This window comes from Dyella agri, assembly GCF_044904705.1.
GTDB classification, from domain to species: domain Bacteria; phylum Pseudomonadota; class Gammaproteobacteria; order Xanthomonadales; family Rhodanobacteraceae; genus Rhodanobacter_A; species Rhodanobacter_A agri.
This window is the reverse complement of sequence record NZ_JADIKL010000001.1, coordinates 16939-39983: the sequence shown is the minus strand read 5'-3', so window position 1 is coordinate 39983 and position 23045 is coordinate 16939. Positions and strand designations below refer to the sequence as shown.

General features: G+C 67.1%; 18 protein-coding genes. 6 read left to right on the top strand and 12 right to left on the bottom strand.

The window, feature by feature from the left end; all coding sequences use genetic code 11:
• Nucleotides 1–115: 115 nt before the first annotated feature.
• On the bottom strand, nucleotides 116–1315 hold the full coding sequence (locus tag ISP14_RS00165) for a DUF1501 domain-containing protein (protein ID WP_404534907.1): 1200 nt from the start codon (nucleotides 1313–1315) through the stop codon (nucleotides 116–118).
• Between the two features lie 9 nt (nucleotides 1316–1324).
• Nucleotides 1325–2941 (bottom strand): DUF1800 domain-containing protein, encoded by a 1617-nt coding sequence (locus ISP14_RS00160; RefSeq protein WP_404534904.1) that lies wholly within the window; start codon nucleotides 2939–2941, stop codon nucleotides 1325–1327.
• Nucleotides 2942–3114: 173 nt separating this feature from the next.
• Between ISP14_RS00160 and ISP14_RS00155 the strand changes: the two genes are divergently transcribed.
• Nucleotides 3115–3723 (top strand): class I SAM-dependent DNA methyltransferase, encoded by a 609-nt coding sequence (locus tag ISP14_RS00155; RefSeq protein WP_404534902.1) that lies wholly within the window; start codon nucleotides 3115–3117, stop codon nucleotides 3721–3723.
• A gap of 38 nt (nucleotides 3724–3761) precedes the next feature.
• Here ISP14_RS00155 and ISP14_RS00150 read toward each other — a convergent pair whose 3' ends face one another.
• The 8 genes from ISP14_RS00150 to typA all read right to left on the bottom strand — a co-directional run bounded on the left by ISP14_RS00150 (nucleotide 3762) and on the right by typA (nucleotide 15087).
• The gene (locus ISP14_RS00150) at nucleotides 3762–5090 is read right to left on the bottom strand and encodes a carbohydrate porin (protein WP_404534900.1); all 1329 of its coding nucleotides are present in this window, start codon (nucleotides 5088–5090) and stop codon (nucleotides 3762–3764) included.
• Between the two features lie 24 nt (nucleotides 5091–5114).
• Nucleotides 5115–6587: an efflux transporter outer membrane subunit gene (locus tag ISP14_RS00145; protein WP_404534898.1), complete on the bottom strand. Its 1473-nt coding sequence runs from the start codon at nucleotides 6585–6587 to the stop codon at nucleotides 5115–5117.
• Nucleotides 6588–6656: 69 nt separating this feature from the next.
• Nucleotides 6657–9770 carry an efflux RND transporter permease subunit gene (locus ISP14_RS00140; protein ID WP_404534896.1) on the bottom strand — a complete coding sequence of 1038 codons (3114 nt, stop codon included), beginning with the start codon at nucleotides 9768–9770 and terminating at the stop codon, nucleotides 6657–6659.
• Nucleotides 9763–10899 carry an efflux RND transporter periplasmic adaptor subunit gene (locus ISP14_RS00135; protein WP_404534894.1) on the bottom strand — a complete coding sequence of 379 codons (1137 nt, stop codon included), beginning with the start codon at nucleotides 10897–10899 and terminating at the stop codon, nucleotides 9763–9765. Before ISP14_RS00135 ends, ISP14_RS00140 begins: the two co-directional genes overlap by 8 nt.
• Before the next feature lie 764 nt (nucleotides 10900–11663).
• Nucleotides 11664–12434 carry a TIGR00266 family protein gene (locus tag ISP14_RS00130; protein WP_404534891.1) on the bottom strand — a complete coding sequence of 257 codons (771 nt, stop codon included), beginning with the start codon at nucleotides 12432–12434 and terminating at the stop codon, nucleotides 11664–11666.
• Nucleotides 12435–12618: 184 nt separating this feature from the next.
• Nucleotides 12619–12888, bottom strand: coding sequence for a BrnA antitoxin family protein (locus ISP14_RS00125; protein ID WP_404534889.1), 270 nt, complete (start codon nucleotides 12886–12888; stop codon nucleotides 12619–12621).
• Entirely contained in the window at nucleotides 12866–13126 is a 261-nt protein-coding gene (locus tag ISP14_RS00120) for a BrnT family toxin (protein ID WP_404534887.1), read from the bottom strand. The genes ISP14_RS00125 and ISP14_RS00120 overlap by 23 nt, the downstream gene beginning before the upstream one ends.
• Nucleotides 13127–13242: 116 nt before the next feature.
• A complete protein-coding gene (gene typA, locus ISP14_RS00115) occupies nucleotides 13243–15087 on the bottom strand; it encodes a translational GTPase TypA (RefSeq protein WP_404534885.1) in 1845 nt (614 codons plus the stop codon).
• A gap of 184 nt (nucleotides 15088–15271) precedes the next feature.
• Here typA and ISP14_RS00110 point away from each other — a divergent pair, with 184 nt between their 5' ends.
• Nucleotides 15272–15781: a peptidylprolyl isomerase gene (locus ISP14_RS00110; protein ID WP_404534882.1), complete on the top strand. Its 510-nt coding sequence runs from the start codon at nucleotides 15272–15274 to the stop codon at nucleotides 15779–15781.
• Between the two features lie 150 nt (nucleotides 15782–15931).
• Nucleotides 15932–16345 carry a YidB family protein gene (locus ISP14_RS00105; RefSeq protein ID WP_404534880.1) on the top strand — a complete coding sequence of 138 codons (414 nt, stop codon included), beginning with the start codon at nucleotides 15932–15934 and terminating at the stop codon, nucleotides 16343–16345.
• A 67-nt stretch (nucleotides 16346–16412) separates the two neighbouring features.
• Here the strand turns inward: ISP14_RS00105 and ISP14_RS00100 are convergent, their stop codons facing one another.
• Entirely contained in the window at nucleotides 16413–16667 is a 255-nt protein-coding gene (locus ISP14_RS00100) for a GlsB/YeaQ/YmgE family stress response membrane protein (RefSeq protein ID WP_404534878.1), read from the bottom strand.
• Nucleotides 16668–16913: 246 nt separating this feature from the next.
• On the opposite strand from ISP14_RS00100, the gene ISP14_RS00095 reads away from it, so the two are divergent.
• From ISP14_RS00095 to prpE, 3 genes are all read left to right on the top strand, one after another.
• Nucleotides 16914–18113, top strand: a complete 1200-nt coding sequence (locus tag ISP14_RS00095) for an aminotransferase class I/II-fold pyridoxal phosphate-dependent enzyme (RefSeq protein ID WP_404534876.1) — start codon at nucleotides 16914–16916, stop codon at nucleotides 18111–18113.
• Nucleotides 18114–18163: 50 nt separating this feature from the next.
• The gene (locus ISP14_RS00090) at nucleotides 18164–19147 is read left to right on the top strand and encodes a malate dehydrogenase (protein WP_404534873.1); all 984 of its coding nucleotides are present in this window, start codon (nucleotides 18164–18166) and stop codon (nucleotides 19145–19147) included.
• Nucleotides 19148–19278: 131 nt separating this feature from the next.
• Nucleotides 19279–21174, top strand: a complete 1896-nt coding sequence (gene prpE, locus ISP14_RS00085; RefSeq protein ID WP_404534871.1) for a propionate--CoA ligase — start codon at nucleotides 19279–19281, stop codon at nucleotides 21172–21174.
• Between the two features lie 154 nt (nucleotides 21175–21328).
• On the opposite strand, the gene ahpF is transcribed toward prpE, so the two are convergent.
• Nucleotides 21329–22915, bottom strand: a complete 1587-nt coding sequence (ahpF, locus tag ISP14_RS00080) for an alkyl hydroperoxide reductase subunit F (protein ID WP_404534868.1) — start codon at nucleotides 22913–22915, stop codon at nucleotides 21329–21331.
• Nucleotides 22916–23045: the final 130 nt, after the last annotated feature.

The window sequence follows — 23045 nt, the reverse complement described above, 5'->3', positions numbered from 1 at the left end:
AGGCGCATTCTCGCATTGCGCCGGCACGCCGATGCGCATGGCAGCGCAGGTTCGCTCGATGCGTGCACGGAATCTCGCATGGCCCGCTTGCCGGCAAGGCGCCCTCGACAGGCGCCTACACCAGCCGCAGGTCCTTCGGCCGTACCTGCGGGAACACCGTCTGCAGCTGGCCGGGGCTCAGCCCCCACAGCCGCGCGAACAGTCCGCCCAGCACGTCGCGGTAGTCGTTGAGCACCTGGTAGTCGCGGTTCTGCAGCAGGTTTTGCGCATTCACCGCGAGCTGCTCGCCGGCAAGGCGGCCGCCGGCGACCTTGCCGCCCAGCACCCAGTGCACGGTGCCGTGGCCGTGGTCGGTGCCCTTGTCGCCATTCTCGCGGAAGGTGCGGCCGAACTCGGAGAGCACCACCACTGTGGTGTCGTTCCAGGTGGGGCCCAGTGCGTCGGCGTAGGCGACCAGGCCTTCGCCGAGGTTCTTCAAGTTGTTGGCGAGGCCGCCCTTGGTGCTGCCCTGATTGACGTGGGTGTCCCAGCCGCCCACGTCGACGAAGCCGAGCCGGTACTGGTCGCGCATCAAGGCGGCGATGCGCCGTGTTTCCTCGGCGAAGTTGTGTGCGCTCGGCGCGCCACGGCTGGCCGCCACCATCTCGTCGCGCAGGTCCACGGATACGGTCTTGGGCAGGGCGAGGCCGTCGGCGGAGGCCTGGGCCAGCGCCGTGCCTTTGTACATGCCGGACAGGATCGCCGCCTGCCGTTCATCGAAATGCGATTTGGGATCGCCTTTCAGCGAGATGTTGGGGATGTCATGCCCTGCGCCCTGGAAGGAGAGCGGCAGGTTGTTGGTAAAGGCGATCGCCGGCACGCCGGTGAGCACGCCCGACAGCCGCGCCAGGAAGCCGGAGCGGTAGTTGCCTGCGCCATCCGTCGCGGCGCCGCGTTCGATGTGGTCCTGCGTCTCGAAGTGGCTGCGGCTGAGATCGCTGGTGCCGGCGAACGGGATGAAGGCAAGCTGCTTCTTCTGCCATAGCGGGTAAAGCGAATCGCGCACCACGGGACTGAGGCCCCAGTCCGCATCCAGCGCTACGGCGCTGTCGGGGCTGTTCGGGTCGGGCTTCGCGATGGCGAGGCTGGGGCGCGACGCGTAGTAGAAGTCGCTGCCGCAGGGCACCAGCAGGTTGTTGCAGTCGTAGCCACCGCGCAGGAACACCAGCAGGAAGCGTGGGGAGCTCGCGGGTGCGGCGAACAGGCGGCCAGAGAACGACAGCGTGGACGCGGCGGCTGCGCCGGCGGCGGCAAGCAAGAATTCGCGGCGGTTCATGGCGGTACCTCAGCGATAGTTGAAGTCGGGCGAGGACAACAGGAAGGTATTCCACTCCATCGGCGACCTGGCCTGCGACAGCGCCTTGCGGGTGGCATCGGAGAGCTGCGGCGCAATCGCGTCACGATACAGCGCAGAGCCTTGCAGGTCCGGCGCGCCGGGCGGCGGATCGTTCGCGGCATCCGCGCTGCCGTTGTCGTCGACGAACAGCCGGTTGCGGCCGCTGCCGATCACGCGGGCGAAGTCGAAGCGCTTGCTCATCTGGCCCGAACCGGTCCAGCTTGCCGAATCCAGCGGCCAGCCGTCCGGGGTGATGCGGCCGTACAGCGGCTCGCCCATCTGGCGCAGCCAATTCACCAGCGGCACGGCATTGGGCACCGGCTGACCGTCGTAGGTCAGCCGCATCGCGGAAACCAGGAAGCGCGTCGGATCCTTGAACTTGTGCCCGCCCACGGCGGCGGCTTCCTTCGACAGCAGCATCGTGCGCAGTACCGCCGCGATATCACCGTCGGTGCGCTGGAAGGTATGCGCCATGGCATCCACCAGGGCGGGCGAAGGCTGGTCGTCGATGAAGTATTCGGCCAGCCGCTGCGAGACGAAATGCGCGCAGGCCGGCTGGCGCACGATCAGGTCCACCGCCTGCTCGATCTCCGCGTAGCCGCTGCCCTTGATGGTCTGCCCGAGGAAGTCCTTGTCGCCGAAGTCGTGCTTGTCCGGGTTGAAAACAAAGAAGCCGTTGCGCGCCGCAGGGAAGGCGTTGCGCAGCGGCATCGGACGTATCCACATGAAGCCGCCCCTGCGCCTTGCCTGGTTAGGCGGCAGCAGGCCGGAGCCGGTGAGCACGCGCATCAGCTGTTGCACGTCGGCCTGGGTATAGCCCGAACCGACGCCAAGCGTATGCAGTTCCATCAGCTCGCGCGCGTAGTTCTCGTTGGTCTTGTCCTTGACGTTGTGCACGTTGTCCAGGAACACCAGCATGGCCGGGCTCTGCAGCGTGGCCATCACCAGATCCTTGAACTTGCCCAGCGCATGCGGGCGGATCACCTTTTCCTCGTAGTCGGCGGCGAACACGCGCACCGGGCCTTTGTCCGCGTACACGCTGAAGTGGTTGAGCCAGAACCACACCAGTTGTTCCTTGAGCTGGTTGCTGCCGTAGACCGCATGCAGCAACTCGGCCTGCGCGGCCTGCTGGTAGAGGTCGCGGCGGTATTGCTGGATCGCCGTCTTCGCGGCGTCCTTGGCCGGGCCGGCGGGCGTGTCCTTGAACTGCTTGTTGTGCGACTGGAAATCCGCCCACAGTGCGGGCAGCGGCGTGTTCACCACGGGGAAGGCCTGGATTTGCGCGGCCACCTGCGGCGGCAGCGTGTCGTCGCCGCCGGCCAGCTGCTCGTCGAGAAAGCGCGTGCGCCCGAGCTGGCGGTAGTGTGCCAGCGTGGCGCTGTCCAGGCCGAAGCCGTCGCGGCGCAGCCAGGCGATGTCGGAGAGACTCAATCCGTCGACCGTTGCGGTGACGGTGGCGGTGGACATGCGCTGTGGCGAAGCCTGGCCGGCGCAGGCCAGGGCGGGCAGGCATCCCAGCAACAAACCCAGGGCGAGACTCCGGTGGTGTGTCGGTGCGGCGGGCATGCGTCCGTTCTCCGGCGGGTAGGGTGTCGGATGGGTTCAACGGCGAGGGTGCCGGAGCGGATGACCACGGTGTTGTGATGCGCCGGGCGGATTCGATGGCGATTCATCTTTCGCAGCCTCTTGCGCCGGTTACCATGCGCCTCCCGCCGGGATCGAACAGAGCCGCCTCCGCCATGCCCAAGACCTACGACCGCAGCTATTTCGACAAGTGGTACCGCAACCCCGCGCATGCGGTGGGCTCGCCGGCCGAGCTCAGGCGCAAGGTGGCGATGGCGGTGGCGCAGGCGGAGTATTACCTCGGCCGGCCCGTGCGCAACGTGCTGGACGTCGGGTGCGGCGAAGGTACGTGGCGAGCGCCGCTGCGCGCCTTGCGGCCCGGCATCGATTACCGCGGGCTGGACGCCAGCGAGTACGTGGTGGCGCGCTACGGCCGCAGCCGCAACATCGGTTGGGCTAGCTTCGGCCAGCTCGAACACCTGCGCTTCGACACGCGTTTCGACCTGATCGTGTGCACCGACGTGCTGCACTACCTCAAGCCGGCGGAGATCCGCGCGGGGCTCACCGGTATCGCGGAGATGGTCGAAGGCGTGGCTTTTCTGGAGGTGTTCACTAGCCGCGATGGTGTGGATGGCGACCTGGACGGCTTCCGCATGCGCTCGCCGGATTGGTACCTGCGCAGTTTCGCCGATGCGGGATTGCTGCCCTGCGGGTCGCATTGCTATCTGGCGCCGCGGCTGGGACGGCGGATCGCAGCGCTCGAGCTGGCGCGGCGCCCGGCGTAGCTTTCGCTCTCCTGCCAATGGGCGAGGGGAGCGAGGCGTCAGAACTCCACGTGCGCCCGCACCCCCGCAAACGCCGCCGGCCCGCGATCCCGGTTGTATCCGGGGTGGCGTACCCACTGCAGGTCGGGACTCAGCGTGAGGTGAGGGAAAGGCGCGTAGCTGTAGTAGACCTCGGCGATCTCCTCGTGTGCGTAGTCCAGCGCGCCATCGCCTAGCACGAAGCCTGATCCGCCCAGTTCCAGGTATTCGCGGTGCGGCCGCGACAGCGCGTTGAGCGCGAAGCCCATACCGATATGGTCGGCGCTGCGGCCCCAGTGCGCGCCCGAAAGCTGGAAGCCGCCGCTGAGGGTGCGGTCCACCTCGCTGAATACGAAGGATTCGGTGTGGCCGTCGTTCCAGCCCGCGCGGGCGAACAAGCCGGTGTCGCCGCCGTCGGCCAGCGGCAGCTCGCCGTTGATCGCCCAGCCGAACTTGTGCCGGCCGGGGTAGTCGTCGGCATGCACGTTCGGCGCCTGGCCGCTGGCCAGCGCCTGCGCGATGGCATCGCGGTAGCTGCCCATGCGGGCGATGTTGTGGAAGGCGAGCAGGCGCAGCACCCAGCCGTCGGGGTGCGGGTGCAGGCTCAGCTGCCATTGCTCGCCGCGCGCGTGGCGCAGCGAGCTTTCCAGCCGCTGGCCGTTGGCCTCGTACGGCATGCGGTAGACGCCGTAGCGCAGCGTCCAGGCGGGATTGACCCAGGCCAGCATCAAGCCCTCGGTGTAGCCGCGCGTGTCGGCGGCGAAGTCCCAGCTGGTGGCGTTGAACAGATCCCAGTTCATGAACTGGGTGCGCGTGCCGTTGGCGTAGCGGTTGCGGTCGAAATCGTCGTTTACCGCCATCTTGCCCAGCTTCGCCTCGATGCGTTGCGTGGCCTGCGTGCTGGGCAGGTGATCCTGGCTGCGCTCCACCGTTTCGCGCGCTTCGCCCAGCGGCAGCGACCATTGCAGGTAACGCCGCGCGACATAAGCGCCGCGGCCCAGCCCGGCCACGCCGGCGCGGATCACGTCGCCATTGGTGAGCCCGCCCAGCCCGGTGGCGCCGCTGACGCCCTCGCCGCGGAACATCTCCACGTCGAAATAGAACGCGAGGTGCGCGGGCAGCGCCATGCCGAAATAGGCGCCGAAGGTGTGCGAGCGCTCGGTGTCGCCCTGGGCATGCAGGCTGAGCGAACCGGCGTAAGGCGAATGCACACGGCCCTGATGCTGGTCGACGAAGGTGTATTGCGCGCCCAGCCATTGCGGGATGAACAGCGGCGCCTCGTCGGCGCGGGCGCTGCTTGCCAGCGCGAGTGCACCGGCAAGCAGCAGGGTCGGGAACGTGGGTCGCATCGTGTGGTGCCAAGCCTCAGGGCGTCAGGGCGTTTGCGCATTCTCGCGTTGCCACCAGCCGCCGCCCAGTGCCTGGAACAAGGCAGCGGTGTCGCTGTAGCGGTTCACCTGGGCCTGCACCAGCGTCACTTCAGCCTGCTGCCAGGTCTGTTCGGCCTGCAGCACGGCGAGATGACTCGCGTCGCCCAGTTCGAACTGGCGACGATTGATGGCAAGGCTGCGGGCGGCGGCTTGCTCGGCGGTTTGCGCGGCCTGCAGCGCGTCGGCGTCGGCCTTCAGCGCGTACAGCGTGTCGGCGACGTTCTGCAACGCAGCGATCACGGTGCCGCGGTATTGCGCCTTCGCCGCATCGTAGGCCGCTTCGGCGGCCCGCTGCTGGTGCTTCAGGCTGCCAGCGTCGAACAGCGGCTGGCTGACGTCGGCGGCGAGATTCCAGAACACGGTGCCGTGGCTGAACAGGTCGCTGATCTTCGTCGGCGAGCTGCCGGCGTTGGCGCTGAGCGTGAACTTCGGCAGGCGGTTGGCCTCGGCCACGCCCACCTGGGCGCCGGCTGCGTGCAGCTGGGCCTCGGCGGCGCGCACATCCGGCCGTTGTTCCACCAGTCGCGAGGGCAGGCTGAGCGGGAGCTGGTCGGGCAGGTGCAGGTCGGCGAGTTTGAAAGCCGTCGCCGGTGCGTCGGCCGGTACCAGGCCCAGCAAGGCGGCCAGTGCATCGTTCTGCTGATCGAGTTGTTTCTGTAGCGGCGGCAGCGTGGCCTGGGCTTGCGCCAGCGTGGCCTGTTGCGCAGCGATATCGGCCGGTGCGAGCTGGCCCAGCTGCTGCTGGCGCTGGAAGGAGTCTAGGGTTTGCTGCTGGTTGGCGATGATCTTGCGGGTGGCTTCGACCTGCGCACGCAGGCCGGCCTGGTTGATCGCCGCCACTACCACGTTTGACGTCAGGCTGAGCCGGGCTGCTTCCAGCTCGAAGCGCTGCACGTCGGTCTGCGCACGCAAGGCTTCCAGCTGGCGTCGGTTGCCGCCGAACAGGTCGGGCGCCCACGACACGCTGAGTTGCGCGGTGTGCAAGGTGTAGTAGTCGTAGCCCGAGGCGGCCGGACTGGCCAGCGTGCCGGCGACGCGTTGGCGCGCCACGCTGTAGTCGGCCGCCACGCTCGGGTACAGCACTCCCTTGCCGGCGGCCAGCCCCTCCTGCGCCTGGCGCAACGAGGCTTGCGCGGCCTCCAGTCCGGGATTGGCCTTGAGCGCCTGGCGGATCAGCGCATCCAGTTTCGGCGAACGGAACAGCGTCCACCATTGCGCGGGCACGTCCATGCCAGCGACGAAATGCTGCGCATCGCTGCCGTTGCCGATCGTGGCGGGAAGGGGCTGCGCGGTGTAATGGTCGGTCTGCGGCGCGGCAGGGCGATGGAAGTCGGGGCCGACCATGCAGCCGGCGAGCAGGGTGGCGCCGGCCAGCAAGGGCAGCGTGCGGTACTTGTTGATGATGAATGTCTTCATGCGGACACCTGATGGCGGCCCGCGCTATATAGCGGCGTGCCTTGGAGCCTGTTTAAGCAGGCTCCTGGATCAATGGGCAATGCCTTGCGTGGGTGCGGAGCTTTCCACGCGCGGCGGGTAGCGGCGCTCGATCCAGCTTTCCAGCGCGTAGTACAGCGCCGGCAGCAGATAGAGCGTGAGCAGGGTGGCGATGGCTAGGCCGCCCACCACCACGGTGGCGAGGCCGCGCTGCACGTCGGTGCCGATGCCGGTGGCGAGCGCGGCGGGCAGCATGCCCATGCTGGCCACGGTGGCGGTCATCAGCACCGGGCGGAAGCGCTCGGCGGCGCCTTCCACCACGGCCTGCGCCAATGCCATGCCCTGCATGCGCAGGCGGTTGATGTTGGCGACCATGATGATGCCGTTCTGCACCGCCACGCCGAACAGCGCGATGAAGCCTACAGCGGTGGCGATGTTCAGCGTCTCGCCGCGTACATGCAGAGCGATCAATCCGCCCAGCGTCGCCAGCGGCACCACGCCCAGCACCAGCAGCGCCTGCCTGAGTTTGCCGAATTCGCCGAACAGCAGCACCGCCATGATCGCCATCACCATGCCCAGCACCACGATCAAACGCGCCTGCGCGCGCTCGGCCTCCTGGAAGGTGCCGGCCCATTCGAGGCGGTACGCCTGCGGGTCGTATTGCAGCTTTTGCGCGATCAGCGACTGTGCCTGCGACACCAGCTTGGACAGCGCGAGCCTGGGGTTGTCCACGGTGATCGACAGCTCGCGCTTGCCGCCCTCGTGAGCGATGGTGCCTTCGCCGGTGCGGTAAGCGATGTGCGCCACCAGCGACAGCGGGATCTGCCCGCCGCTGGCGGTGGTCAGCGGCAACCTGCCGATGGCTTCCACGTTGTTCGCCACGTCGTTGCCCACACGCGCGGTGGCGTTGTAGATGCGGTCGCCCACGTACACTTGGGTGATCGGCGCACCGCCGATGGCGGTCTGGATCAGGCCGCTGATGTCGGACACGTTGACGCCGTAGCGCGCCGCGGCATCGCGATCCGCCTCGATCACCAGCTGCGGGATCGGCGGATCCTGGAAGATCGCCGCCTCGGTGCCGGGGATGGTCTTCAGCGTGTCCACGATCTTGTCGCCGAGCTTGCGCATCTGCTTGAAATCGTCGCCGTACACGTACAGCACCAACGCACTGTGTGCGCCGCTGACCATGTCGTTCTCGCCGTCGCTGATCGGCTGGCTGATGCCCACGCTCATGCCGGGCAACTCGCGATCCAGCTTCGCCTGGAAGCGTTGCACGAAGGCTTCCTTGCTCTCATTGCCCGGCCAGGTGTCGTAAGGCTTGAGCCCCACCGCCACTTCGACGTGCGAGGGCGTCCACGGGTCCGTGCCGGTGTCGTTGCGGCCCAGCTGGGTGACCACGTAGGACACCTCTGGGAAGGAGCGCACCACGCGGCGCAGGCCGCTGGCCATGTTGCTGGCCTGGTCCATCGACAGGCCGCTGGGCATCTGCACCTGCAGCCACAGCGAGCCCTCGTCCAGCGTGGGCAGGAAGGCGCGGCCCAGCGTGGCGCCCAGCACGAGCACGGCCACTACCGCGAGCGCGGTGGCGAGATAGGCCGCACGCAGGTGCTTCAGCAAGCGGTCGAGGCTGGACTTGAAGCCGGCGTGCAGGCGTTCCAGCGGCTTGTTGTGGAACGGCTTGCGCGGCTTGCGCAGCGCGAGGTACGCCAGTCCGGGGATCAGCGTGATCGTGCACAGCAGCGCGGCCAGCAGCGCGTAGCCCACGGTGAACGCCATCGGCCGGAACAGCTTGCCTTCGGCATGTTCGAACGCGAACAGCGGCAGGTAGGCAGTGACGATGATCAGCGTGGCGAAGAAGATCGGCTTGCCCACCTGCGCGGTGGCGGCCATCACGTCGGCACTGGCCAGTTCCTCGTTCGGCTTCGCTTCGCGGCGCAGCAGGATCGCCTCGGTCACCACGATGGCGCCGTCCACGATCACGCCGAAGTCGATGGCGCCAATGGAGAACAGGTTCACCGACATGCCGGTGAGGTGCATCAGGATGAACACCGTCACCAGCGACAGTGGGATCACCGTGGCCGTGACCAGTGCCGCGCGCGGGCTGCCCAGGAACAGGATCAGCACGAGGCAGACCAGGCCGACGCCTTCCATCACGGTGTGGAACACCTTGTCGGTGGTGGCGCGCACCAGGTCGTCGCGGTCGAGGTAGGGCACGATCTTCACGCCCTTCAGCGCGAGCTGCTTGTTGAGTGCGTCGACCTTGGCGTGCAGATCCACCAGCACCACGGACGGGTTCTGGTACTTCAGCAGGTCGACGATGCCTTCGACGGCGTCGGGGTTGCTGTCCTTGCCGAGGATGCCTTCGCGCACCTGATGGCCGTAGCGCAGCTGGCCGAGGTCGCGCACCTTCACCGGCGAACCGTTCGACTGGCTCACCACGATGTCGCCCATGTCCTTCAGCGAGTGCACCATGCCGATGCCGCGCACGATGTAACTCTGCTCGCCGCGGGTGATGCGGCCGCCGCCGGCGTTCGCGGTGTTCGCGGTGATCGCCTGTGTCACCTGGCTCACGCTCACGCCGTAGCGCAGCAAGCTGGCCGGGTCGAGCACCAGCTGGAACTCCTTGGTGTAGCCACCGAAGTTGTCCACGTTGGCGACGCCGGGCACGGCTTGCAGCGCGGGGATCACCACCCAGCTGTTGATCTCGGACAACTGCATCAGGTTTTGCGTGTCCGACGCCAGCGTGTAGCGGTAGATCTCGCCGGCCGGGCCGGAGACGGGGTCGAGGCCGGGCGTGATGCCGGGTGGCAGCTGCGCCTGGGCGATGCGTTCCATCACCCGCTGGCGCTCCCAGTAATCCTCGCTGCCGTCCTTGAACACCAGGGTGATCAGCGACAGGCCGAAGGTGCTGCTGGAGCGCATGTGTATCAGGCCCGGCGTGCCGGCCAGGGCGCGTTCCAGTGGGGTGGTGATCTGTTGCTCGATTTCCTCGGCGGCGAGGCCGGGCACTTGCGTGGTGACCTGCGCGGTGACGGCGCTGAGTTCGGGATAGGCTTCGATGGAAAGCTGCGTCCACGAGTAGTAGCCGAAGATCGCCACCAGCACGCTGACCACGAAGAACAACGTGCGTTTCTGGAAGCAGAACTCGATGATGCGGTTAATCATTGAGCAGCACTCCGCCGGCCACCACCACGCGGTCGCCTGCCTTGAGGCCCTTCAGCACGCGGGCGCCGGCGCTTTCGTCGTAGCTCAGTTCCACTGTGCGGCGCTCGAACGTCCACGGCGCCACTTCCACGAACACCGTGGTGCTGTCGTTGTTCATCAGCAGCGCCGACTCGGGCACGAACACCTGCGCCGGCTGCGCCACGGCGAGGCTGGCGCGGGCGTACATGCCGGGCTTGAGCGCGTGGTCGGCATTGGTCATGGCGATGCGCACCGGCTCGCGGCGGCTGGCGGGATCGAGCACGGCGCCCACCGAGGTCACGGTGCCGTGGAACGCCCGGCCCGGCCAGGCCGGTACGCTGGCGGTGGCGGCCTGGCCCTGCGCCACCTGGCCAAGCGCGTCTTCCGGCACTGCGGCGGTGACCCACAGCTTGTCGATGTTGGCGATGGTCATCATCGACGCGTTGGCGTCGTTGACGAAGGTGCCGGGCGCGATGGTCAGCGCGGTGATCGTGCCGGCCATGGGAGCGCGCACTTGCATCGGCCGCGATCCGGCCTTGGCGCCGGCATCACTGCCCAGCGCGGCCAGCCGCGTCTGCGCGCGCCGGTATTCCGCCTCGGCCTGCACGTAGCCGCTCTGCGCCGCTTCCAGATCCTTCACTGCCGCGCCGCCGGCCTGCTGCACGCCGTGGGCGCGATCCAGCGTCTTGCGTGCGAGGTTCAGCGCGTCGCGCGCCTTGTCCACGTCGGCATAGGCCTGGGCCAGATCGCCGGAGTCGATCACCGCCAGCAATTGGCCGCGCTGTACCTGCTGGCCCAGCTCGACATGCAGTTCGACCACGCGGCCGCCGAGCGCGGGCAGCACGTTGGCCATGTGCGCCGGGTCGGCTTCGACGGTGGCGGGGAAGTCCAGTTCGTGTGGTGCCTGATGCAGCTCGACCGGCGCGACCTTCAGCCGCTGGCGCAGCGGCGAAACGGCCGGCACCTCGATGCGCTGGTCGTGGCGCACGAAGGCGGGGGCGGCTTCCTGGGCCGGTTCGCCGTGCGAGCAGCCGCCGAGCAGGCAGGCAAGGGCGATGGCGAGCGCAGTGGCGGCAACACGTGCACGTGGGTGATGGGTGTTCGTAAACATGACTTGCATCCGTGGCGACCGGCCGGGCGGTGGCGGATGCAAGCCGGGCTCAGCCGTGCATCGCGCCGGACGCTGCGGTCCGGGGAAGGGAAATCGGTTGGGATGCGCCGGGACAGGGCGCAGAGGGAGGTCGACTGTCGCTGGGCATCAGTGGCCTCCGTGATCCATGGAGGGACGGGACACATCGTGCAGCATGCATGTGGCCGACAGGCGACAGGTGGATGCGTGCAGCCGATCCGTCAGCGCAGCAATACGAAGGGCAGGCGCGAACGTGCGACGCGTGCAGGCGCGGTCGGCCGTGTGGCGACGCAGACGCGCAGGAGTGATGAAGCGGTGGAGCAACATGGGCTCGCCTCTGTACATGCGCCCGCGGCGCATAGAGGCGGCCCGTATCCCTCAGTCGAGGAAGACGCGGGCCGACCGCAGGCGGTCGCAGGCGTTCACCGGGTTGTGGAACGCCGCCGTCCGCAAATGCTTGCGGTCGCCGGCGCATCGACTGGGATAACTGTCCATTTCTCGCTGGGAGTGGCCAAGGGTGCTTCAGCCGGGCTGAAGGCGGGCGCACTGTAGTTGTGGGGCGATGGGCTGTCAATGCAAAAGGATGGTCTGTTCGGAGGCTCCGACGCGAGGCGTGGTCCACGCAGACTGCATGAGTGAAAACCTGCGCAACTAATGCGTCTGCCGTGTTCAACAAATGCGGCTGGCGCAGGCGGGTCGCCGAACGGCACTTCCTGTGCACGCTTGCGGCGCAGTGGGCCAGACAGTTAGTTGTTGTCGCCACCCAGCATCGAACCGACGACGCCGCCGAGCAAGCCGGCGCCGATGCCGGTGGACGCCGACCGGTTGCCGTCGCGCGGGATGTATTCGGCGATCTGGTGGGCGAGGCGCGAAATCGGCAGGGTCTGCAGCCACACCGTGCCGGGGCCGGTGAGCGACGCCAGGAAAATGCCGTCGCCGCCGAAGATGGCGTTCTTGATGCCGGGCACGGTGGTGATCTGGAAGCTCACCGAGGCCTGGAAGGCGCCGACGTGGCCGGGATGCACACGCAGCGTCTCGCCGGGGGCCAGGTCTTTCTGGATGAGTTCGCCGGACAGTTCCAGCCAGGCCGTGCCGCTGCCGCTGACCCGCTGCAGCAGGAAGCCGGTGCCGCCGAAGATGCCGGCTCCCAGCGACTGCTGGAAACCCACGCCGATGGCGACTTGCGGCGTGGCGCAGAGGAAGCCGTGGCGATGCACCATGTATTCGCTGTTCGGCGCCACTGGCACGGGCACGATATGGCCGGGCACCTTGGTGGCGAAGGCCACCACGCCGGGGGATTGGACCGCGCGGTAGTCCGTCATGAACAGGCTGCCGCCGCCGACCACACGCTTGAACATGCCGAGCAGGCCGCCACCGCCGCCCATCTGGGTGTGGGTGGTCATCTGCACCGATGCGCTCATCCAGGACAGCTCGCCGCTTTCGGCGAAAACACTTTCGCCGGGATCAAGCTGCACTTCGAGCACGGGCATGGTCGTGCCCAGGATATGGGTCTGCATGGCGAGTTCTCCGGGTGGGAATGGGGCGAGGCGATCCGTCTGCGCGCACAACCGCGGTCGCAGGCTCCGATGAAGGCGCGTTGCATCCTACGCTCCCGCATCGCTGCCCGTAAGCACCTCCTATCAAGCGAAAGGCCGCCTTGCGGCGGCCTTCGGCTCCCGGTGTCTACCGTCGATACTGCGGTTATCGCGCCTTCGTGTGTGGCGCGTGACTGGCCAGCATGGCGGCCATGCGCGTCTGCCAGCCGGCGCCGGTGGCCTTCCACGCATCAAGCACATCGAGCGGTAAGCGCAGGCTGATCGCCACGCGTGGAGCTGCGGCCTTTGGGCGGCCGCGCAGTTTGGCTTGCAATGTTGTCGGCAACTTGGTGAACGGCTTGGCGCGGGCAACGTCGGCGTCCGTCCACTCGGGGTTTTCGTGATCGGTCATTTCAGGGTCGGGTCGCTTGCTCATACCGCTTTACCTCACGCTTGTTCGCCTTGCGAAAACTGATGGCCCGGATGCCGGTTGCGGTTTCCGCGAATACCAGCATGTGCAGCCGGCCATCCAGAAGACCCAGCGCCTGCCAGCGCACTTCGCCGTAGTCCTGACGGGTGTCTTCGATGAACAGCGCTGCCCGTTGCGAACTCCACCGCCCGCTCGTACGACAGGCCACGTTCGGCGATGTTCCGTTCGCTCTTGGCTGGGTCATAGCTGACATCCACTTGATTTAATGTATATACAAATAATCAAGGGCGCAAGTCGTGTGCAGAAAAACCAAAGGCCGCCTCGCGGCGGCCTTTGGTTTCGGTGCATCGGGCAGCTTGCTCAGCCGCGCGACGCCCGCTTGCGGTCGTTCTCGGTGAGGTGCTTCTTGCGCATGCGGATTTCCTTCGGCGTGACTTCGACCAGCTCGTCGTCGTCGATGAAGTCCAGCGCCTGCTCCAGCGAGAACTTGGTCGCCGGGGTCAGCTGGATCGCATCGTCCTTGCCGGAAGCGCGCATGTTGGTCAGCGGCTTGGGCTTGATCGCGTTGACGGTGAGGTCGTTGTCCTTGGCGTGGATGCCGACCAGCTGGCCTTCGTACACGTTGTCGCCCTCGGCGGCGAACAGCTTGCCGCGTTCCTGCAGCGGCCCCAGCGAGTAGGCAGGCGTGGTGCCGCCGGCGTTGGCGATCATCACGCCGTTGAGGCGCTTGGCGATCGCCACCGGCGTGTACGGACCGTAGTGGTCGAACACGTGGAACAGCAGGCCAGAACCCTGGGTAAGGGTCTTGAACTGGTTCTGGAAGCCGATCAGGCCACGCGCCGGGATCAGGTACTCGAGGCGCACGCGGCCCTTGCCGTCCGACACCATGTTCTTCAGCTCACCCTTGCGGATGCCGAGGCGCTCCATCACGCCACCCTGGTGCTGCTCTTCGATGTCGACCACCAGCTGCTCGATCGGCTCCATCTTCTGGCCGTCGATTTCCTTGATGATCACTTCCGGACGCGACACGGCCAGCTCGTAGCCTTCGCGACGCATGTTCTCGATCAGTACCGACAGGTGCAGTTCGCCACGGCCCGAGACCAGGAACTTGTCGGCATCGGAGCCGTCTTCCACGCGCAGCGCCACGTTGTGCACCTTCTCGCGGTCGAGGCGCTCGCGCAGCTGGCGGCTGGTCAGGAACTTGCCGCCGGACAGGTCCTTGTTGCCGACGAACGGCGAGTTGTTGACCTGGAAGGTCATGCTGATCATCGGCTCGTCGACGCTCAGCGCCGGCAGCGCTTCCGGCACGTCGATCGAGGTGACGGTGTCGGAAATGGTCAGCTCGGGGATGCCCGAGATGGCGACGATGTCGCCGGCTTCGGCGGAATCCTGCTCGATGCGCTCCAGGCCGAGGAAGCCGAGCACCTGGCCGATCTTGCCCTGGCGCTTCTTGCCGTGGCGGTCGATCACGGCGACCGGCATGCCCTTCTTCAGGGTGCCGCGCTGGATGCGGCCGATGCCGATGACGCCGACGAAGTTGTTGTGGTCCAGCTGGCTGATGCGCATCTGGAAGGGGCCTTCCGGGTCGACGTCCGGCTTCGGCGCGTGCTGCATGATCGCTTCGTACAACGGGGTCATGTCGCCTTCGCGGGCGTTCTCGTCCAGCGAGGCGTAACCGTTCAGTGCCGAGGCGTAGACGATCGGGAATTCCATCTGCTCGTCGGTGGCGCCGAGCTTCTCGAACAGGTCCCACACCTGCTCGACCACCCACTCCGGACGAGCGCCGGGGCGGTCGACCTTATTGACCACGACGATGGGCTTGAAGCCCATGGCGAAGGCCTTCTGGGTCACGAAGCGGGTCTGCGGCATCGGGCCGTCCATCGCGTCGACCAGGATCAGCACGGTGTCGACCATCGACAGCACGCGCTCCACCTCGCCGCCGAAGTCGGCGTGTCCGGGGGTGTCGACGATGTTGATGCGGTTCTTGGTGCCGGTCTTCTTGTCGGTCCAGGTGATGGCCGTGTTCTTGGCCAGGATCGTGATGCCACGCTCCTTTTCCTGGTCGTTCGAGTCCATCACGCGTTCGGCCAGCACGGTGCGCTCGTTGAGCGTGCCGGACTGCTTCAGCAGCTGATCGACGAGGGTGGTCTTGCCGTGGTCGACGTGGGCGACGATGGCGATATTGCGCAAGTTTTCGATGGACATAGGTCGGGCTCGGGCGATGCGGGGATCGTCGCGCAGGTTTCTGGAAGGCGAATCGGTCGATTATACGCGCTTGGATGACGGTTTGCCTGCGCTTTTTCGATCGGCCCGACGCGCTGCGCTATCCTTGGCGACCCACGCGCCGTGTCCGCGGCGTATCGACCCCGTCCAACGCCGAGGAATGCCCATGGCCATCCAAGTCACCCTCCACACCAACCGCGGCCCGATCCGCCTGCGCATGCACGACGACAAGGCGCCGCTGACCGTGGCGAACTTCGTGAACCTGGCCAAGCGCGGCTATTACGACGGCCTGTCGTTCCATCGCGTGATCGCCGACTTCATGGTCCAGGGCGGTTGCCCGGAAGGCAGCGGCCGCGGCGGCCCGGGCTACAAGTTCGAGGACGAGTTCCACGCCTCGCTGCGCCACGACAAGCCGGGCGTGCTGTCGATGGCGAACGCCGGCCCGCGCACCAACGGCAGCCAGTTCTTCATCACGCACGGCGCCACGCCGTGGCTGGACGGCAAGCACAGCGTGTTCGGCGAGGTGGTGGATGCGGACGACCAGCAGGTGGTCGACGCGATCCGCCAGGGCGACGTGATCGAGAAGGTCACCCTCGACGGCGACGTGGACGCGCTGCTGGCGGTCAAGGCCGATCGCGTCAAGGAGTGGAACGGCGTGCTCGACCAGCGCGGCTGATCGACGACCGGCACCATCCCCGCAAGCCACCGTCCCCGGGCGGTGGCTTTTTCACGCGCCAGTCACGGCAGTGACAGGGTGCAATCCCTAGAATCGACGGGCTGCGCGCGGTATCGGCGCGCGGCTTCCCTTATCCCAAGGAGAGCAGCCATGTCATTACTCGGTAGTTTGCTGGGCGGCGGCGGTCAGGCCGGCGGTTCGGATCTGGTGTCGGTGGCCGGTCAGTTGATCCAGCAAGCCGGTGGCGTGCAGGGCCTGGCGGGCATGCTGCACCAGGGCGGTCTCGGCGAAGCCGTGCAGTCGTGGGTGGGCAGTGGCGCCAACCAGGCCGTGTCGGGCGACCAGCTCAACCAGGCGTTGCAGAACGGTGGGTTGGGCTCGGTGCTGCAAGAGGCGGCGAGCAAGCTGGGCATGGACCAGGGGCAGCTGTCCGGTGCGCTGGCGCAGGTGTTGCCGCATGTGGTCGACCATCTCACCCCCGACGGCCAGGTGCCGGCGCAGGGGCAGGGCGGCGGTTTCGATCTCGGTTCGCTGGCGGGGCTGGCCGGCAAGCTGTTCGGCTGAAGGCAGGACGGCGATCCCGGCGTAGCCGTGCGGGCGGGCATTGCCCGTCCGCACGGCCGCGTCCCGCTTATGAGGCGCTGGGCTTGAACAGTACGTGGTAGACCGCGAGCAGGATGATCGCGCCCACGACCGATGCGATGAAATGCACGAATCCGGTGGCGGGCCACCAGCCGAGATGCTCGCCCACCCAGGTGGCGAGGATTGAGCCCACGATGCCGATGATGATGGTGACGATGAAGCCGACTGAATCCTTGCCGCCGCGGATGAACTTGGCGATGACGCCGACGATGAAGCCGATGATGATGACCCAGAGCCAATGCATATCCGTGTGTCCTCATGCGTGGTTGATGAAGTCCCCTGGATAGTGCGCGAGCCGCGCATCCCGGCGGCCCGTCGCGGCACGCGCCGGTGAGGGCGTGGCAGCGGCGGCATCATGCCATCCGCAGGCACGGATATGCATCCATGGATCGTGATGGCGCAAACTCTTGCGGAAGCCAGGGGTGCGGCAACGCCGCATGCTAAAATCGCCGGGTTTGCCGCTTCCGTCCCCCACCAACCCGAGGAAGTCATGCCCCAGCTCGCCCAGCGTGTCGGCCGCGCCAAGCCCAGCGCGATCATGCTCATCGCCGCCAAGGCGAAGCAGCTCAAGGCCGCCGGCCGCGACATCATCAGTTTTTCCATCGGCGTGCCGAACTTCCTGCCCGGCGAACACGTGTACGCGGCGGCCCGCGAGGCGCTCAGCCACGACAGCGGCCAGTACGGCAGCAACCGCGGTGCGGACGCGCTGCTGGACGCCTTCCTGAAGCACATCGAGGCGCTGGGTTTCCACGGCTACGGTCACGCCAACCTGTCGGTGGGCATCGGCGCCAAGCAGGTGTTGTACAACCTGGCCGAGGCCTTGCTGGACGAGGGTGACGAGATCGCCTTCGCCGCGCCGTACTGGACCACCTACCACGACATCGCCGACATCGTGGGCGCCAAGGCCAACGTGCTGCCTTGCGGACCTGCGCAGAACTACAAGCTCACGCCGTCGCAGCTCGACGCGGCGCTGGCGCGCAAGCCCAAGGTGTTCCTGTTCAACAACCCGTCCAACCCGACCGGCATGGTCTACACGCGCGAAGAAATCGCCGCGCTGGCCGAGGTGCTGGCGAAGCACCCGGACACTTGGATCATCACCGACGACATCTACAACTCGATGGTGTTCGACGGCATCGGCTACCACAACTTCGTGTTCGCGAAGCCGGAGCTGAAGGACCGGCTGATCTTCGTCGACTCGGTATCCAAGACCTACGGCATGCCGGGCTGGCGCGTGGGCTTGCTGGCCGGGCCGGAGTCGGTGGCCAAGGCGGTCACCACGCTCAACTCCAACCACATCACCAGCGTGCCGGAAGTGATCACCGCCGCCGCGGTGGCCGCGCTGTCCGGCCCGCAGGACATCCCGCAGGCGAAGTGCGTCGAGTTCGCGGCGCGGCGCGACACAGTCGTCGCCGCGCTCAACGCGATTCCCGGCGTGACCTGCCCGCGGCCGCAGGGCGCGTTCTACGCGTTCCCGGATATCTCGGTGGCGTTCGGCAAGAGCCACAACGGCACGAAGATTTCCAACGACGTGGAATTCTGTGCCGCGCTGCTGGAAGCCAAGGGCGTGGCCTGCGTGCCTGGCTCGGCGTTCGGCGAGCCGCGCGCCCTGCGCATTTCCTACACCTGTCCGCCGGCGCAATTGCAGCCCGGCCTGCAACGCATCCAAGAGTTCTTCGCCGAACTCGCTTGAGGCGTGGCACGTTTTACGAATCCCGCACGACCCATCCCGGAGATCCAACGATGAAAGCCCCCGTTCGAGTTGCCGTTACCGGTGCCGCTGGCCAGATCGGCTACGCCCTGCTGTTCCGCATTGCCGCCGGCGACATGCTGGGTCCGGACCAGCCGGTGATCCTGCACCTGCTGGAAATCACCCCGGCGCTGCCTGCGTTGCAGGGCGTGGTGATGGAGCTCAACGACTGCGCGTTCCCGACCCTGGCCGGCGTCGTCGCCACCGACGACGTCAACGTGGCCTTCAAGGACGTGGACTATGCCCTGCTGGTCGGCGCGCGTCCGCGCGGCCCGGGCATGGAGCGCAAGGACCTGCTGGAAGCCAACGGCGCGATCTTCGCCCCGCAGGGCAAGGCGCTGAACGACCACGCCAAGCGCGACGTGAAGGTGCTGGTGGTGGGCAACCCGGCCAACACCAATGCGTTGATCGCCCAGCAGAACGCGCCGAGCCTGGATCCGAAGTGCTTCACCGCGATGGTGCGCCTGGACCACAACCGCGCGATGAGCCAGCTGGCCGAGAAGACCGGCAAGCACAACACCGACGTCAAGAAGATGACCATCTGGGGCAACCACAGCTCCACCCAGTACCCCGACCTGCACCACGCCACCGTGGACGGCAAGCCGGCGCTGAGCCTGGTCGACCAGGCCTGGTACGAAAGCGACTTCATCCCCACCGTGCAGCAGCGCGGCGCGGCCATCATCAAGGCGCGCGGCGCTTCGTCCGCCGCTTCGGCCGCCTCCGCCGCGATCGACCACATGCGCACCTGGGCGCAGGGCACGGCCGAGGGTGACTGGGCGTCGATGGGCATCCCGTCCGACGGCTCCTACGGCATCGAGCCGGGCGTGATCTTCGGCTACCCGGTGACGGTGAAGGACGGCAAGTATGCCATCGTGCAGGGCCTGGAAATCAACACCTTCTCGCAGGCACGCATCGACGCCACCAACAAGGAACTGCGCGAGGAGCGCGCGGGCGTCGAGCATCTGTTCGCCAAGTAAGCAAACGCACGTGCGCGAAAGAAAAGGGCGGCTTCGGCCGCCCTTTTTCGTTGCCGCGTGCGACCATCGTCGCGATGCTGATGTGGCGGCGCCGGGGTTAGGCTTGATCCGTGTCGGTACGGGAGCTGGGCATGGACTACGAATCGTTCTACCGTCAGTCGGTCGAGCATCCTGAGCTGTTCTGGGCCGAACAGGCGCGGCGCATCCACTGGGAAACGCCGCCGCGGCAGATACTCGACCAGTCGAAGCCGCCGTTCCGCCGCTGGTTCGTGGGTGGCACCACCAATCTCTGCCACAACGCGCTGGATCGCCACCTCGCCGAGCGCGCGGAGCAGCGGGCGCTGGTGGTGGTGTCCAGCGAAACCGGCATCACCCGTGAGTTCAGTTACCGCGAACTGCATCGCGAGGTGAATACGTTCGCCGCGGCGATGCAGTCGCTGGGCGTGGGCAAGGGCGACCGCGTGGTGATCTATCTGCCGAACATCGCCGAGGCGGTGTTCGCGATGCTGGCCTGCACGCGCATCGGCGCGATCCACTCGGTGGTGTTCGGTGGCTTCGCGGCGCACAACCTGGCATTGCGCATCGACGATGCGCAGCCGAAGTTGTTGATCTGCGCCGACGCGGGCATGCGCTCGGGCAAGGTGATTCCGTACAAGCCGCTGGTGGACGCGGCCCTGAACGAAGCCTCCGCGCCGCCGGCCAAGGTGCTGGTGGTCGACCGCGGGCTGGATCCGCAGATGGACCGCGTGCCGGGCCGCGACGTGGATTACGCCGAACTGCGGGCGAAGCACGATGGCACCGAAGTGCCGGTGGCATGGCTGGAATCGAACGAACCCAGCTACCTGCTCTATACCTCCGGCACCACTGGCAAGCCCAAGGGCGTGCAGCGCGACACCGGCGGCTACGCGGTGGCGATGGCGATGTCGATCCGCTGCATCTTCGACGTCGCGCCGGGGCAGGTGATGTTCTCCACTTCCGACGTGGGCTGGGCGGTGGGGCATTCCTATAACGTCTACGGCCCGCTGATCGGCGGTGCCACCTCGCTGCTGTACGAAGGCTTGCCCACGCGGCCCGATCCGGACGTGTGGTGGCAGCTCTGCGAGCGCTACGGCGTGCGCACCATGTTTTCCTCGCCCACCGCGATCCGCGTGCTGAAGAAGCAGGACGCGGCATGGCTGCACAAACACGACTTGTCGAAGCTGAAGTGGTTGTTCCTCGCCGGCGAGCCGCTGGACGAGCCCACCTCGCAATGGATCAACGCCGAACTGGGCGTGCCGGTGATCGACAACTACTGGCAGACCGAGACCGGCTGGCCCGCGATCACCTTGATGCCCGGACTAGACCTGAAGCCGGCAAAGATCGGATCGCCCGGCCTGCCTGCGCCGGGCTACCGGATGAAGGTGATCGACGAGAACAGCGGCAAGGCAGTGCCTGCCGGCGCCAAGGGCGTACTGGTACTGGAACCGCCATTGCCGCCGGGCTGCCTCAGCACCATCTGGCGCGACGACGACCGTTACGTGCGCAGCTACTTCAGCCATTTCCACGAGCTGCTGTACAGCTCGCTGGACTGGGCGATCCGCGACGCCGACGGCTACACCTTCATCCTCGGCCGCACCGACGACGTGATCAACGTGGCCGGGCATCGCCTGGGCACGCGCGAGATCGAGGAATCCGTGGCCGGCCACCCGGCGGTGGCCGAGGCGGCGGTGATCGGCGTGCGCGACGAACTGAAAGGGCAGGTGCCGGTGGTGTTCGCCACGCTGAAACAGGATGCCGGCGCGGGCGCCGCCGAGGTGGCGCGCGGCATGCAGCAGTGCGTGGTGGATCAGCTCGGCAGCGTGGCGAAGCCGGCGCGGGTGTACGTGGTCAATGCGCTGCCCAAGACGCGCTCGGGCAAGTTGCTGCGCCGTTCGCTGCAGGCGTTGGCCGAGCAGCGCGATCCGGGCGATCTTTCGACGCTGGATGATCCGGCCGCGCTGGAGGAGATCCGCAAGGCGCTGGAGCGGGGACCGGATCAGGGGAGCTAGAAGCTGCGGAGAGGATGGCCCTTCGACTCCGCTTCGCTACGCTCAGGGCGAACGGATGAGGTGATTTCCATCCGTTCGCCCTGAGCGTAGGCCCGCAGGGCCGAAGTCGAAGGGCATTTGCGCAAGATGGGCACCGCCCGCCTTGTAGCAAGCCTCAAGCCGTGACTGTCTCGGCCGCCGGCGCCGAGGTGCGGATCAGATGGTCGAATGCACCCAGCGCTGCGGTGGAGCCGGCGCCCATTGCGATCACGATCTGCTTGTACGGCACCGTGGTGGCGTCGCCGGCGGCGAACACGCCGGGCAGCGAGGTCTGGCCGCGGGCGTCGATCACGATCTCGCCGCGCGGGGACAGCTCCAGCGCGCCCTTCAGCCACTCGGTGTTCGGCAGCAGGCCGATCTGCACGAAGATGCCTTCCAGCGTGAGGCTGTGCATGGTGCCGTCGGTACGGTCCTTGTAGACCAGGCCGTTGACCTTCTGGCCGTCGCCCAGCACCTCGGTGCTTTGCGCACTGACGATCACGTCCACGTTGGGCAGGCTGCGCAGCTTGCGCTGCAGCACCTCGTCGGCGCGCAGTTTGCCGTCGAACTCGATCAAGGTGACGTGGGCGACGATGCCGGCCAAGTCGATGGCTGCCTCGACGCCGGAGTTGCCGCCGCCGATCACCGCCACGCGCTTGCCCTTGAACAGCGGGCCGTCGCAGTGCGGGCAGTAGGCCACGCCCTTGTTGCGGTAGTCGTTCTCGCCGGGCACGCCCATCTGTCGCCAGCGCGCGCCGGTGGAAAGCACCACGGACTTCGCCTTCAGGCTGGCGCCGTTCTCCAGTTGCACCTCGACCAGGCCGTCGGCGGATTCGCTGGCGGGCACCAGCTTCGTGGCGCGCTGCAGGTTCATGATGTCCACGTCGTAGTTGCGGACGTGCTGCTCCAGCGCGGCACCCAGCCTGGGGCCTTCGGTGTAATCGACCGAGATGAAGTTCTCGATCGCCATGGTGTCCAGCACCTGGCCGCCGAAGCGCTCGGCCGCCACGCCGGTGCGGATGCCTTTGCGCGCGGCATAGATCGCCGCCGCGGCGCCGGCCGGGCCGCCGCCGACCACCAGCACGTCGAAGGCATCCTTGGTCTTGATCGTTTCGGCGGCGCGTGCGGCGGCGCTGGTGTCCAGCTTGGCCACGATCTGTTCCAGGCTCATGCGGCCCTGGTCGAAGACTTCGCCGTTGAGGTACACGGTGGGCACCGACATGATCTGCCGGCGCTCCACTTCGTCCTGGTACAGCGCGCCGTCGATGGCGACGTGCTTGATGTTGGGGTTCAGCACGCTCATCAGGTTGAGCGCCTGCACCACGTCCGGGCAGTTCTGGCAGGACAGCGAAAAGTAGGTCTCGAAGTGGAACTCACCCTCGAGGTTCTGCACCTGCGCAATGGTTTCGGCGGCGGCTTTGGACGGATGCCCGCCCACCTGCAGCAGCGCCAACACCAGCGAGGTGAATTCGTGGCCCAGCGGGATGCCGGCGAAGCGCACGCCGACGTCGGTGCCGACGCGGTTGATCGCGAACGAAGGCTTGCGCGCCTCACCGTCGTCGCGGCGCAGACCGATCTTGTCGCTCATCGCGGCGATGTCGTGCAGCAGCTCGTCCAGTTCGCGCGACTTCGCGCTGTCGTCCAGCGTGGCGACCAGTTCGATCGGCTGGGTGAGTTTTTCCAGGTAGCCCGCGAGCTGGGCCTTGATGGCTGCATCAAGCATGGTGACCACTCCGGTGGGATGGGAAAGGGGAGAGAGGCTTGTGGCAGCGGCCTGCGCCGTGGGGAGGACGGCTGCGGAGGGGGAGCGAAGCCGGGCACGGGCCGCTGGCACAAGCATCCTTGGGGAACCC

Bases quoted from the DNA above. Each gene is read 5' to 3' on its own strand.
- typA (WP_404534885.1), bottom strand. From the start codon at position 15,087: ATGTCCATCGAAAACTTGCGCAATATCGCCATCGTCGCCCACGTCGAC.
- ISP14_RS00140 (WP_404534896.1), bottom strand. From the start codon at position 9,770: ATGATTAACCGCATCATCGAGTTCTGCTTCCAGAAACGCACGTTGTTC.
- ISP14_RS00125 (WP_404534889.1), bottom strand. From the start codon at position 12,888: ATGAGCAAGCGACCCGACCCTGAAATGACCGATCACGAAAACCCCGAG.
- ISP14_RS00160 (WP_404534904.1), bottom strand. From the start codon at position 2,941: ATGCCCGCCGCACCGACACACCACCGGAGTCTCGCCCTGGGTTTGTTG.
- ISP14_RS00120 (WP_404534887.1), bottom strand. From the start codon at position 13,126: ATGACCCAGCCAAGAGCGAACGGAACATCGCCGAACGTGGCCTGTCGT.
- ISP14_RS00150 (WP_404534900.1), bottom strand. From the start codon at position 5,090: ATGCGACCCACGTTCCCGACCCTGCTGCTTGCCGGTGCACTCGCGCTG.
- ISP14_RS00165 (WP_404534907.1), bottom strand. From the start codon at position 1,315: ATGAACCGCCGCGAATTCTTGCTTGCCGCCGCCGGCGCAGCCGCCGCG.
- prpE (WP_404534871.1), top strand. From the start codon at position 19,279: ATGGACTACGAATCGTTCTACCGTCAGTCGGTCGAGCATCCTGAGCTG.
- ISP14_RS00100 (WP_404534878.1), bottom strand. From the start codon at position 16,667: ATGCATTGGCTCTGGGTCATCATCATCGGCTTCATCGTCGGCGTCATC.
- ISP14_RS00130 (WP_404534891.1), bottom strand. From the start codon at position 12,434: ATGCAGACCCATATCCTGGGCACGACCATGCCCGTGCTCGAAGTGCAG.
- ISP14_RS00135 (WP_404534894.1), bottom strand. From the start codon at position 10,899: ATGTTTACGAACACCCATCACCCACGTGCACGTGTTGCCGCCACTGCG.
- ISP14_RS00110 (WP_404534882.1), top strand. From the start codon at position 15,272: ATGGCCATCCAAGTCACCCTCCACACCAACCGCGGCCCGATCCGCCTG.
- ISP14_RS00145 (WP_404534898.1), bottom strand. From the start codon at position 6,587: ATGAAGACATTCATCATCAACAAGTACCGCACGCTGCCCTTGCTGGCC.
- ISP14_RS00105 (WP_404534880.1), top strand. From the start codon at position 15,932: ATGTCATTACTCGGTAGTTTGCTGGGCGGCGGCGGTCAGGCCGGCGGT.
- ISP14_RS00090 (WP_404534873.1), top strand. From the start codon at position 18,164: ATGAAAGCCCCCGTTCGAGTTGCCGTTACCGGTGCCGCTGGCCAGATC.
- ISP14_RS00155 (WP_404534902.1), top strand. From the start codon at position 3,115: ATGCCCAAGACCTACGACCGCAGCTATTTCGACAAGTGGTACCGCAAC.
- ISP14_RS00095 (WP_404534876.1), top strand. From the start codon at position 16,914: ATGCCCCAGCTCGCCCAGCGTGTCGGCCGCGCCAAGCCCAGCGCGATC.
- ahpF (WP_404534868.1), bottom strand. From the start codon at position 22,915: ATGCTTGATGCAGCCATCAAGGCCCAGCTCGCGGGCTACCTGGAAAAA.